The organism is Mycobacterium sp. pW045 (genome assembly GCF_041287085.1).
Classification (GTDB): domain Bacteria; phylum Actinomycetota; class Actinomycetes; order Mycobacteriales; family Mycobacteriaceae; genus Mycobacterium; species Mycobacterium algericum_A.
Window position 1 is genome coordinate 232,230 of sequence record NZ_JBGGKU010000007.1, and the last position, 12,859, is coordinate 245,088.

Annotated in this window: 4 protein-coding genes; 1 reads left to right on the top strand and 3 read right to left on the bottom strand. The window is 63.6% G+C overall.

Going from position 1 to position 12,859, the window contains the following annotated elements; translation table 11 throughout:
* Window positions 1-156: 156 nt before the first annotated feature.
* Complete coding sequence (locus ACAG20_RS13815) at window positions 157-5,079, bottom strand: DEAD/DEAH box helicase (protein ID WP_370492912.1); 4,923 nt, start codon at window positions 5,077-5,079, stop codon at window positions 157-159.
* On the bottom strand, window positions 5,076-8,471 hold the full coding sequence (locus ACAG20_RS13820; RefSeq protein ID WP_370492913.1) for a hypothetical protein: 3,396 nt from the start codon (window positions 8,469-8,471) through the stop codon (window positions 5,076-5,078). The genes ACAG20_RS13815 and ACAG20_RS13820 overlap by 4 nt, the downstream gene beginning before the upstream one ends.
* A gap of 211 nt (window positions 8,472-8,682) precedes the next feature.
* Between ACAG20_RS13820 and ACAG20_RS13825 the strand changes: the two genes are divergently transcribed.
* Window positions 8,683-9,084, top strand: coding sequence for a hypothetical protein (locus tag ACAG20_RS13825; RefSeq protein WP_370492914.1), 402 nt, complete (start codon window positions 8,683-8,685; stop codon window positions 9,082-9,084).
* Window positions 9,085-9,132: 48 nt separating this feature from the next.
* Here the strand turns inward: ACAG20_RS13825 and ACAG20_RS13830 are convergent, their stop codons facing one another.
* Entirely contained in the window at window positions 9,133-12,735 is a 3,603-nt protein-coding gene (locus ACAG20_RS13830; protein ID WP_370492915.1) for a DEAD/DEAH box helicase, read from the bottom strand.
* Window positions 12,736-12,859 lie beyond the last annotated feature (124 nt).

Below are 12,859 nucleotides of genomic sequence, written 5' to 3' on the forward strand. Positions count from 1 at the left end.
GGTCCATGACGACCTGGTGGCTGTTGTCGACGACAGAGGCTGGATGCGCCATGAATTCGCTGCACCGAGGTCAACCAGGCCCGGCTGGCCGACATCACCGAACCGCCCACCGCCGAAGGCAACCTGCGTGAGCACCACCATAACCGATGTTGGACACTATGTATCCTTCAAGGCCCCGGCAACCTCACCGGCATCCGTCTCCCCCAACCGAAAAACCGTGAACCCCTCCCTGGCCAACGAGGCGTCACGTTCGGCATCAACCCCATCGACGACGACGGCCTTCTGCTTTCTCCACACCGCCTCGATCGGCCAGTAGTACTCGCCCAATTCGACACCGACCTCCGGCTCCGGCAGGCCCAGGGTCGCCAATTCGGAGAGCAAGGCTTCGAGGAGATCCGTGGCAAGGTCTAGCGCGACCCCCCATTCGTCACTCATGCCACTCCGCAGACCATCGATGCCCAAAGACTCCAGCACCTGCAGCGCACCGACCCGCGACAGCTTGTCGTGATACCGCCCATTCCGGTACGACCGCAGGCAGCCGTAGCAAGACGTTTCCGGCCCGCAGTCGCAGGTGTTCACGCGGTCAAGGGCGGCCTTCAGAACCAGTTCGACCTTCTCGGCGATCTTCATTGCCGCTCCGGCCCCACCGGGGACGGTGTCGAACAAGACGATGCTGCGTAGCCCGTCGCTGTTCCAGGCAAGCGCCCCGTCGATGTCGTCGCGGCTGATCTCCAATGCCTCGGAAGCACCCCCGAGCAGTGCGTAGAGTGTTGAGAGCCAGCTCTCCTCCGAAATACCCAGGAACCGGGTGTCTTTGAAGGTGAATTCGGCAACGTCGGTCTGGTAGCGATGGCCCAGCGCGAACACCGAAAGTGGCCCGGTACATTCCTGACCGGTCGTCGGGCGTTCGTGTTTGCGAGGCAGTTTCGAGCGCCCGTAGACGTCGGCCCAACCGCACCAGGAACAAACGCAGAAACCACCGCCCGCACCTTCCGAGATGACGGCCATCGTGGCACGTTTACCGGCTCGAGCAGCAACCTCGACTCCCGAAGGCGCCCTCATCACCAGGGTGTTGATCTCATCACCGACGTCAACGACGTAACTGGCCCCGAACCAACGCCGCTCCGGCGGTGCGGTGCCGACATCGTGCACCTTGGAATCGGCGACGAAGCCGAACTCCGGTATGAGGTACTTGCGGATCGTCCCGAATCCTTCACCGCAGCCCGGGCACGGCTCCCCGGAATCCAGCAACCGCGCGGTTTGAAATCGCTTGCATGCCGGACAGATCCGATACTGGAATTCCTCCAGCTCGCGGCCCGGCATCCGATGCAGACCGCGAGAGGTGAAGACTTTCCCGCCGGCCACCACCTCGTTACCGGGGGCGTACTCGTAGATCGCCAAGCTCAGGTCACGGTCGAGCTCAAGCTTCGCTCCAGAACGGTCCGCGCAGTGCACTGTGCGCAGCTCGACGGTATCCACCGGGAAGCCGTACTTCGGCAGGATGTTCCGGTTTGCCAAAAACCCGAGCAGTTGGCGCCTTTCGACGGTTGCGCGCGTCCTCTTGAGCCGCTCCATCAACCAACCATTCTTGGCGTCAGCGGCCTTGTCGATGGCCTCGGTGAGCTCCTTGATGTCCGAGCTCACACCGTCGCGCACTCGATCCAGCAGGTCGCACAGTTTCGGCACCCAATGATCGTCGGCAACGCCCAGTTCGTCGGCAATGGGCTTCGGCAGCGCCTCGTGCAGTGCCGCCTTGATCCCGGCCGGGACCGGCGTCAGGTAGTTCCGCACACGCGACGCCGGCGGTTCTTGGCCGTCTTCGGGAGCGAAGAATTCGCCGGCGTACTTCCACTGGGAACCGTCGGTTTCATAGCTATCCCGGAAAAACGCGGCGAGCGCAACGGAATGTGCGTGGCGCCGCGCGATTCGCACATTGTCGATCGGCACCCATGGCACCCGCATCTGCCCGTTGATCATCGACTCGGGCTGCTGATACTTCGCAAGGTCATGCGAGGTGCGCTTGGCGTAGGTCAACACCAGCGCGGCGGAGGCTGCCCGACGGCCGGCCCGGCCGGCGCGCTGAATGTAGTTGGCAGTTTTGGGCGGCATGTTGCGCATGACCACCGATTGCAGTTCGCCGACGTCGACGCCGAGCTCAAAGGTGGTCGAGCAAGACAACACATTGACCTGGCCGCGGATGAATTCGTCCTGGATGGTGGCAGCTTCCCGTGCGCTCCACTGGGCGGTGTGTTCCCGTGCGGACAGCGGTGCGGTGGTCATCGTCTGGTAGATCACCCGGTAGTGATTGGTGTCCGACGCCGCCGGCGGGATGGTGCGCTCGATCAGCTTGCCGTCACAGGTGTTGTTGGGGCAGACGCCACGCACCGAGAAGGCGGTGGTGCGCCGGCACACATCGCAGCGATACCAATCGCAGTCCAAGCCATTGCGCACCATCAGCTTTTCGTGGTTGACCTGGTATACATCACTCGATGTCTTGTCGGGCACCACGGTGACATAGCCCTTGTCGCAGAGGAAACGCCAGCATCCGTCGAGCACCTTGCGGGGGTCGGCGTTCGATGCAACGGCCGCCAATACCTTCTTGGTGAAGGTGATTCGCCGGTTGGTGGTGCCGGGGCGGCCGCTGGGCAGCCAGCTGAGGACCTTCTTCGGGGCATCCGAACCATCGGAACGGATCCGAACGGTGACGTTGCGGGGCTCGAATCGCTCGGATTTGATGTCGACCTCGTCGAGCAGCGTCATTGCGCCCTGCATCCGAGCAGATTTCACCAGCTCATCCAGTAGCGCCCAGCCCTCGTCCTCGCTTAGCCCCAGCGAAGACAGCCCGCGTGGCAATGATTCACCGCGCGGGCGTTTGAGTGCCACCCGCATCAGACCAAGGCCTTCGAGGGACTGGCGGGTATCCATGGTCAGTAACTCGCCAACGACCCATTCGTTGGCGGCCTTTTCCTCAGCGACACGGCCGGCGCCTTCCGGGAAGTGCCCGGCCGCCCTAGCCTTCTTGCGCGCAACGATGGCTAGATCTTCAACAGTGAGGTCGTCATCTGCGTATTTCGGGTCTTGGAGAGCCTGGGTCAGATAGCGGCGCTCCAGCAGCCTGCCGTAGGTGCGGTCCAGATACGGCGCCGCAAATGCCGCCGCCTGCCGAGAGTCGGAGAACATCAGCAGCTTTCGGCCACCGCCAACATGATCAGCTGATTCATCTTCTGCCTCGGGCAACTCCTGATACAGCGCCGTCGTGATGACCGCGGGTGCGGCGTTGGTGTCGGTACGCAGCCGGCGAATCACCTGGCGGGCTAACGCACCGCATTCGGTGCACTTGCTCATCACGCTGGTGGTGTTCGGGTGTTCACGAACGAGTTTCATCGGCCCGCCGGGGCAACCCGGCCCTGAGCAGGCGGTCTCCCCCGATCTAGTCAGATAGCCGCAGCCTACGCAGAGCCAGCGCAGTGTGGCGTCGCCCGCAAACCGCTGGTCACCCAGCGTGACTTCGTCCTCGTCGATCAGAGTCTCCTCGGCGCCATCGACGAGGACTAGCCAGTTCACCGCCCCTTCGGTCTTGGTAGACGGGCGAAAGTGCTGGCGGCCGTCGTGCTGTTCGACGTCTCCCGCCAGGTGCACCGCACCGCAACGCTGGCAGGTGCCGAATTCGAAGACCGCCCGCCGAGTGTCGGGGTCGATTTCGTGTCGGCCGAGGAAGATTCGCGGTCCGTCGTCGCCAAAGCTGACAAATGCACCTTCGGTGGCCCGCACGAACATGTGGTAGCGAGCCGAGAGCACCGGGTTTCCGGAAGAATCGCAAACTCGACTACCCAGTGCGACAAGCGCCGCCAGTTTCTCCGCCGATTGCGGGTCTTCCGGCCACAGTTTGGATTGCAGCTTGCGTACCCCGACTGGTCCCCCAGCAAGTGCGGCCTTTAGGTCCGCCGTGAGCCTCTCGCCGTGCAGCGCCTCAGCCGGGTCGTCAACCCCACCCAGCGTCGCCAACTCGGATTCATCACCAGCGCCGAGTCGCAACAGCTGCTCACCACTCAACGACCAGGTGGGTTTAGGGCGATGCGGCTCCCTGGTGGCGGTCACCAGATCCTGGCGGTTCGGATCGGAATCGACATACTCGAACGGCGCATCAAACAGATCGCGGGCGAACTTCATCGCCTCGGCCGGCGCGTTCGCCGACGAGGTGCCGGTCAGCGAGGCGGAGGTGGCGATGCACTGCAATGCTTTGCCGCTGGCCACCCGTTGCCGTAGCCGGCGCAGCAACATCGCGACCTCGGAGCCTTGGGCTCCGTCGTAGACGTGTGCCTCGTCGAGCACCAGGAATCGCCAGGTTCCGGTGTGCGGGCCGCTGAACAGGTCCATGTCGGCTGGGCGCAGCAGCAGGTACTCAAGCATCGCGTAGTTGGTCAGCAGAATGTGCGGCGGTGTCCGGCGCATCTCTTCGCGGCTGATCAGTTCGTTAGGCAGGCGCTTCTGGCCGCGGTTAGTGGCGTGGAACTCGGCCAGCGCTGAAACATCGGTTTCTTTAGTCTCGCCTGTGTAGCGGCCGAAGGTGATCTCCGGGGTGCTGGCGAGCAGACCGCGCAGACGTTTGAGTTGGTCGTTGGCCAACGCGTTCATCGGGTACAGCAGCAGTGCCCGCACCCCCGGACACAAAGTGCCGGCAGCTGCCTCAGCGGCCAGTGAGTTCAGGATCGGCAGCAGGAAACTTTCGGTCTTACCAGATCCAGTCCCGGTGCTCACCACCAGATTTCGCCCCGACAAGACCTTGCGGATCGCGGTTTCCTGGTGCACGTACAGCGGCTGCTCGTCAGGAAAATTGATCCGCCGTAGCCCAGGATGCAGCAGCCCCTCGTCGATCAGCTGGTTAATCGACGACCCGCGGGCGTAGGGCGGGGTCAGCTCCAGCAGCGGTCCCTTCGTCAGCAGCTGCGAGCCATCGACCTCGGCATCGAAGGCCCGGGACAGCGCCGGGTCACGCGGTGACAGCAGGGTTTTGAGGTAGCGCTTGTAGGTTTCTTCGATCTGCCGGCCAACGGCAAGCGCATCAAGGGGTTTGGTCACGATTCGTCTCCAATGAGGTCGCCATGGCAGTAGTGGACGACCAGGGCTTCAGCGATCAACAGATCGGTGGCCACCAATCGGGGCGCAAGCTCAGCCAGCCGGGCCCAGGTCGCCAGCATTCCGGAATTCAGATACTGCCCGGCGATGCGGTTGTGGGCCTCCAGCCGGGCCAGAACTGCCAGGGTCAGCGATTGCAGTGTCAACAGCATCCACGGAAGGTGCTCGATATCAAGGCCGTCGAGCATGGCGTTGCGCAGTCCGATCACGTCGTGGGCCAGCGGGCAGGCGCGCCGGATCGGGGTCATCACATAGGAAAGCTGGGCGGCGAAACCCTCCGACCAACCCGACGCTACCCAGTCCGCACGTTGGCGGAACGCCTCGACAGCGGCCGCCATCCGGCTACCTGATCCCAGCAGGGCTCCAGGCACCAGCCGCAGCTGGTCAATGATTGCGTCGACCTGGTCGGCCGACATACCGTCCATCGCTACCACGTTCCTAGCAAAGCTGCCTTCGCGGACGTAGTCGAACTTGCCGACCCGCAGGCTTTCGATCAATAGCTCGCCGCCCTTGTCCTTCAGGTAGCCGAGTGTCTGGGCGCGTTCGGCGCGTTTCTTGTCGCGGTCGCGGTGCAGCGCGGCCAAATCGGAGAGTTCCACCATGCAGCCAAACCACGGGTCGGCATGCAGTTCGTTCAAGGTGAAGTCAGCAGCGAACGAGCAGTTGACCAACTCGGTGCGGATTAACAGCGCCATCTTGTCTTCCAACGCAATGGTGCTGTTGCCCAGCGCTTCTAACGCCGCGCGCGGCTCCGTGCGCAAGATTCTGGTCAGTGCGGATTCGATGCGCTGGCTGCTCACGCCGTCGGCGGCGGGGAAACACAGCGCCGACCAAACTTCGGGCATCGCGCTCACCGAGTCAGGAGTCGGGCCGTCGCCAGCAAGGAACCGAGAAAGAGTGGCCGACGTACCTTCGGAGACCCAGCCCGGCTGGTCGACGCGGATCGCGTTGGGGCCAGGCCAGCGGGGTGGTTCAACCGCGGTCCACGGGTCGTCGACGAACACTTCGCACAGCAGTGGGCCGGCCTCGATCAGCTCTGCTGGTAGCACCGCGCGGTCGCCGTCGAGCGGGATGGCCCGCGGCTCCAGCCACGGCGCGGTGCTGCACCAGATGTTGACGGCCAGGTCGTCGGCGGTGAGCAGGTTGTGGAAGACCAGCTCGCCATCGGCCAGGTGCGCTCCCGAGCAGAACGTGGGCGGCCGAACCGCAATAACCGTGACATCGACCAGCTTGCCTTCGCCGCTAATGATGCGGGCGATGATCCGCCCGGTGGCTGCGTTGCGCGCGGTATCAACGAAACGCCTCGTCGAAACCTCGTACACCTCGCCGGCTTTGCGACGCGGCTGCGTCTCAGTTTGGGTTACAACCCCGACCGAGTTCAGGAACGCGAACTGCACCGAGGAGACTCCCGGAGCGCGGATCGCAACGAATCGGTCTTCACCAAGCGCATCAGGGGTGTAGGCCTCGGCGCTGCTGCGCCAAGGTGCCGGCTGGCCCACTAGACCGGTGCGGATGTCGACGCTCGGCGGCTGAATCACCAGCTCGACGGAATCGGCCCCGTCGCTGACGGTGATGGTGCGGTTGCGGTCACCACGATCGAACTCCAGCCAGGAGTCCGAGACCGTCAGTTCAAACTCGGAGGTGATCATCGCGGCACTCGGTGAGAGTCCGCCGGCCACCGGAAAGCGCGGCGGATTGTCGAAGTCGACTGTCAACCCCTCCGCGACGAACACCACTGCGCGGATGTCAGCGCCCAACGGCCCAGAGACTACGATCTCGAACAGGCCAAGCTGGGTGTCGGCTGATTCGTCGAACGGGTCAACGCAGGTGGTCTCCTCGGCGGAATCCCACGAGTCATCCACGATCCAGTCGGTGCTGTCGAATCGGCGGGTCCGAATCCGCCAGGACGCTGGCTGTGGCGATGGGTCTGCCGGCAGCATGACCCACGGCCGACTCGAGTACACCTTGCGGCCGTCGACAGTGAGGCATCCCGCGATCAGCTCGCCGAGCTCAAATGTCGGGGTGGTGTCCCGGCGGACCGACCGGGCCCGGCCGACGAAGTCGCCGGCCCGGCGCAGCTGAATCGAATCAACGGTTTCCAGGTCGACCAGTGCGCTGCACCAGCCCCGCCAACCGGTCGGTGCTCCAATCACCGCCGAGGCCACGGGTTTACCGGAGCGCGGGTCGACCAGCTCGCTAGACGAGGGGTAGATCGCCCACACGGTGCCGCGTTTCAGCAGCTCGCGCTTGGGGATCCATGCACCGTCGGCGGTAAACACCAGCAGCGGATCGGCTTTGTCGACCGTCGACAGTGTGAAGCTTTGCTCGCTGCCCGAGTGCCACAGCAGGATTTCGCGCACCGGCTCGGGGATCGGCGCCAAGGTGGGCGGTTGGTCCTGGGAGGTGACGCCCCAGCCGCGCTGGGCGTAGACCTGGCGGACCTTGCCGTCGAACGACACCCGCCACGGCGAGTCCGAGCTGCTCCGCGGATAGGGGATGGCGACCAGCAGCTGGTCGTCGTCCACCGCGTAATGCAGCACGGGCCGGCGCTGCAGACCGGCCCGGGTGGCACGCCGCCCCTGCCAGCCCAGCGGGTTGTCGCGGAGCTGTTTTATCAGTTCGTCGACGATGATGTCCGGCAGCCCGGTCGTTGATGAATCCAAGCCGCTGTCCAGCAGTGCAGGGTTGGTCAGCGTCGCGTCGACAACTTCGATGATCCGGTCGAGGATGTCGATGGCGAACGTGCCGCCGTAGTGGATGAAGTTGCGCACCGGCACGTCCAGGGAGAAGGTGCGGTATTCCTTGCCGGGTTCGTCGAGCCATTCGATCAGCGCGGCGCCGCTGGCGTCGCGGCCCTGGGTCAGGTGGTCGTCGACGACACGCAGCAGGTCGGCCAGGCAGTGCACCGGGATGCCGGCGTGCATGGCGAACGTCATCACGTACTGGTTCTGGTCTTCCAGGCTGGGAAAGCGAGCCAGCTTGAATTTGTCGAGCAGGTCGGTCAGTGCGTGGCGTAGGGCATTCTCGAAATTCAGATCGCGAGGGCGGCCAAGTTCGGCGAAGAACTCGTCCCAGTACTTGCCCTCCCGGTAGGCAATCGCGGCGTGCCCTACCAGAGCGGTCAGTGTCAACGCTGGATATTTCCTGATGATGTCGCGGTGGTAATAGCCCTGCCGGAGAAGTGCGGTGGCGGCTTGGCCGTACCGGTACTGGATTTGGCTGATCTCGTCGGCGCTGAAGTTGCTCTCTACAACCAGCGACACCGGCTCAAGCGCCTGGCGACACCGGTGCTCCTCGTCGCTCATCCACTCCGACAACGAGCGCTGATCAGGCATTACCCGTAGCTCCTGCGTCCCATGACAGCGGCCCCGTTGCCGCCATAAGTGAACTTAGAGCACGTCACCGACAGAGTGGAAGAGTGGCTACCTGCCCAGCAGTTCTGACCGCTTTCCAGTCCAAGTGACGCGGACTGGCATTTGCGCAAGCCCTACCACCTGTATGCTCGCAGCCCGAGATCGTTGACGCACGGACTTGCGAGGAACACACGTGCCTGCCGGAACCTATGAAGAGCTCCTGCCCTGTACGGGAAAATTGCGTGTCCGGTCTCAAGATTGGGAGATCGAGTACTACTTTCCGGGGCCGGACCACCGGTACAAGGGGACCTTCGTGCGCATACCCGCCGCGTCCGTTGGCGAGTACGTGACTGCATTTGCTGACAACTGGCGCGAGTACGCGCGGTTAAAAGCGGCGATCCCACCCGGCGGTGAGTTTACCAAGTCGGGAAGCTGCGGCATGACCATCCGAATCGGCGGCTTTCGGCAGGGCGTCTGCCTCCGGGACTACCACATGCCCATCGAATCTGAAGCACAACTTGAAAAGGTTGTTAGCGGTTACAAATACGCAGCGGACCGCGCACCACAGATTCAGCGGTTTCTCGCGGCGCTCTGATGGGTAGTGCGACCAGCTCGTCAAGCACCGATAGTAGCCACCAGCTCATCAGCGTTGGTCTCGGCCACGGCTATGGCCGCGTCGCTCTCCATTAACGAAATCGGTGTCGTAGAACGGCGAACGAGGTCTTGAGTCGAGCTCCTTGCGTGCGTTTCCCGTCCGTTGCGCCTTATTGCTTCCCTTGTTCACGGCGTTCCGCAGCGCAGCGCTGGCGTCCGCGGCGGATCCACCATCGGTTGCGAGCACCCGACTGATACTTGGCTCAGCCCGCACAGCGAGCCTCTTGGCTGCCAAGATGGCGTTGCGCGCTTCCGCCGTCAGCAGGGTGATGCCCAGAAGTTGAGCGATTCGTCGAAGCAGTTCGCCGTCGGAGAGCGGCCTGCTAGCGGACACGACCCGGCAGTACTGCGCCAACTCAGTGGGTGGCACGACACTGATGGTTCGCGGCCCCAGTTCGCGCGCAATTTCCGACGACTGAGTTGATAGCCTGAAAGTCCTTGGCTTGTTGCCTGTCTGGTTGTAAGGGTTTTCCGCTACGATCAGCTTACGTCTCTCGGCGGCGGAGATTGCACTGTTGAGAAGTCGGGAGAATTCGTCGCGCGACTCGCGGCCGGTTGAGCAGTTCTTATAGACCTCATGTATGCGCCAACCTGTTATTGGCCCTTCGGCTAAGACGATTCGCGCCACGATGCCCGCAACCTGGTTAGTCGGAATTTCCGAGACTGGTGGCAGCACTTCGGAGAACACGGGATACGGCAGCAATTCGGGATGCCGCGGGGAGCTCACGCGATCAGCAGCGCGTACCTGCTCAACCTCATCCGTCTTGGGTTCTGCAACTCGCTCTAGCTTCGCCGTGATGATGTCGGCGGCCGCTAGCGGCGATGCGTTCGGGGTTGGCTTAAATCCGTTGGTCTGCGGTGCGGGCGAGGACTCCTGAACCGCCCCCGAATCGGGTCGCTGCGGGACTGGAAGGTTCTCCCGGTTGTCCGTCTTCGGCCCAGTAGGCGGCGTGACCGGCGCGCCCCGTCCGAATAATCGCTCGCGCTCTGCGGCGATGACTTGCCTTGCCAGTTCGTTCTCTGAAATGTCGTAGGCTTCCGGCGCGCTCTCTGCAATATCGCCGCGGCGGGCGAAGTCTTCGAAGAGCTCGCTCTTGCGCTCCAACATTCGGCACAGGCGTTCGTCGACACCTTCTTCTGACAGGAGTCGGTGCACCTGGACAGATTGCACTTGCCCCATCCGGTGTGCCCGAGCGATCGCCTGCCACTCAGTCGTCGGCTTCAACTGCGGCTCGCAGATGATCACCACCGATGCGGCCTGAATGTTCAGGCCTACCCCGCCGGCGCTGATCTGCGCCACAAGGACCGCACCGTGCTGCGCATCGGAAAAATCGTCGATCATCTTCTGGCGCTTCACTGCTGGCACAGCGCCGGTCAGTGGGCCGAAGACCCGCCCAGGCAAGGCCGCCGCAACCTGTTGAAGCACATCAAGAAAGTAGGAGAACACGACGACGCGGCGGCCGTTGTCTTCGGCTTCCTCGACGATCTCGCAGAGTCTCTGCAGCTTTACCGACTTCGCGCCGTGCATCATGGCGGCTCGACGCATCGCCATGAAGTTCCCCTCCGCGACGGCGGTCCGGTAGGCGCCAAAGTCCTCCTGCGACATCTCAAGCCACTCATCCACCTCGACCAACTCGGGCAGCTCGGTGAGCACGTCTTCTTGGTTGCGCCGCAGATAGGCCGGTGCAACCTGGCGGCGGAACTTGGTGGGCGCGAACTCAGTCGCATCCACTACCAGGTCTGGCCGCAGGTATCCTACGAGGTTTCGGAACTCGTCGAGCCGGTTCTCGAGTGGAGTTCCCGTCAACAGGACCGCACGGCTACACGCCTCGATGATCCGGGCGGCGCGTTGCGTCCGCAGGGCCGATGGATTCTTGATGTAGTGCGCCTCATCGACGACGACGCAACCGATGTCGGGAAGCGGACCGACGTGGGTCGTCAACCATTTCAGGGTTTCGAAGGTGGTGACAGCGACCCCGCCCCGACGCACCCAATCGGCGCCCGCCCAGGTCCGATCCGGGCCATGCAGACGGTGCGCCGTCAGCTTCGACTTGCTCTGTACCTCCCGCATCCAGTTTGTGACGACTGCTGCCGGGCAGATCACCAGCGTGTGCTGTGATCCCGTCGCGCGTAGGTGCGCCAAGACCGCCAGGGCCTCGACGGTCTTTCCGAGGCCCATCTCATCGCCGATGATGACCTTGCGTTGTACCAGGGCGAATCGCGCGCCGAAACTCTGGTAGCCGCGTAGTGAAACGTTGAGGTAGTCGATTTTGAGCTCGAACGCCCGGACCGCTTCGATGATCTCCTCGGACAGATCCCCGTGCGTTTTCTCCTCGTCTTCGAGGATGAAGCCGAGTTCGGCGAGCAAGGCGAAGTAATCCGCCGGCCGGGCGAGAAAGTCGTTCCACGGGTCCTCGGACTGTGCGGCATCGCGGGCGTCGGCAATCTGCCGGGCGCACCGCACTACGGTCTGGATCGACTCCTTGAGCTCATCGGAACCCGCCGTCGAGGGGCAAGAAACGACTACACACACAACGTCTTTTTCCAGTGCAGCAGCCAGATCGGCAAGTTCGCGTACACGTCGGAGGTCGTCGGGTGCTGCGCGGGCTTTGCGCGTCGCGTCCCATCCGCGTAGGCAGCGCAGTAGCGCAGTGTGTTCGGCCGACCGGTTCCGTATGTCGATACGCATCGGCATCTCTTCGAACGTCGACTGCATGATCGTCCGGGCAGCACCGCGGATGTACGTCGCGGACATCTCGCCAATCCCGGGCAAGAACTCAAGCTCGTTCCCCCGCTTGATCACCTCAAGAACGGTGGCGATGCCGTTGTCTAGAAGGGCGCCAACTCTGATGCGGTCGCGGGTCGCCTCTTTCAACCGGTCGACGGGCATCTCAGCCAGAAGACGGGCAGTCTCTGCGCGACGGACTTCGTTGCCGGCTTCCAGCGCGGCGGCCCGCTGCGCAGCTTCTTCATGGGCGGCCCGCTGAATGAGCTTCATCGCATTCGGCAGCAACGCGAACGTGCGGGCCGGTTCCAGCGTGGTTGTCGCGGCGGCCATGTCGAGCCGTGACGCCAGGCCGATCTTGGTGTCCAGCGCATCCGCAAGAAGAACGCCTGTTGCGGCGGAGTCGTCCGGCTCCAGGCGGGCGAACGCGGCGTCCATCTTGCGGCGCCGGTACCACGCCCGATACTCGGTGAGCTCCTTTGCCGCGTTCTCACCATTCGCGCGACGGCCACCGAAGGCGAAGAATCGTTGAAAGCCCGTGACAGCACGCACCGAGTCGGTGGCGCTGCCGATAGTTGTAGCGAGCCGTTCCAGTTCACGGTGAACGTCCGCGGTTGCCTCCGGCAGCAGAGCCTGCCGGGCTACGTCACGAACATGTTCGAGGTTCGCGGGGCGCAGCGGCAACACCTGCCAGAGGACTTGGCCGTTTCGGCGCACCGAGACGGTGGCCCCGCGTAGCGCGTCGATCGCTGCATCGCCGGCCTCAGTGATACGTGCCCGCGCCGCCAACGTCTCGCGGCCAGCGTCGACCCAGCCCCTGACCTCGTCGGCAATCTCGGCTACGGACGGCTGCTCGTGGCTCGACATCGACCCTTCATTCGTTCTCGGATAATTGCGAAGATTAGCCGAGCCATCCGACGATGCGAGGGTTAGCCCGCGAATTGTCGGACCGCTCAGCTACGGTGCAACCGCTGTCTACCTCGGAGGAAAC

Bases quoted from the DNA above. Each gene is read 5' to 3' on its own strand.
- ACAG20_RS13820 (WP_370492913.1), bottom strand. From the start codon at position 8,471: ATGCCTGATCAGCGCTCGTTGTCGGAGTGGATGAGCGACGAGGAGCAC.
- ACAG20_RS13830 (WP_370492915.1), bottom strand. From the start codon at position 12,735: ATGTCGAGCCACGAGCAGCCGTCCGTAGCCGAGATTGCCGACGAGGTC.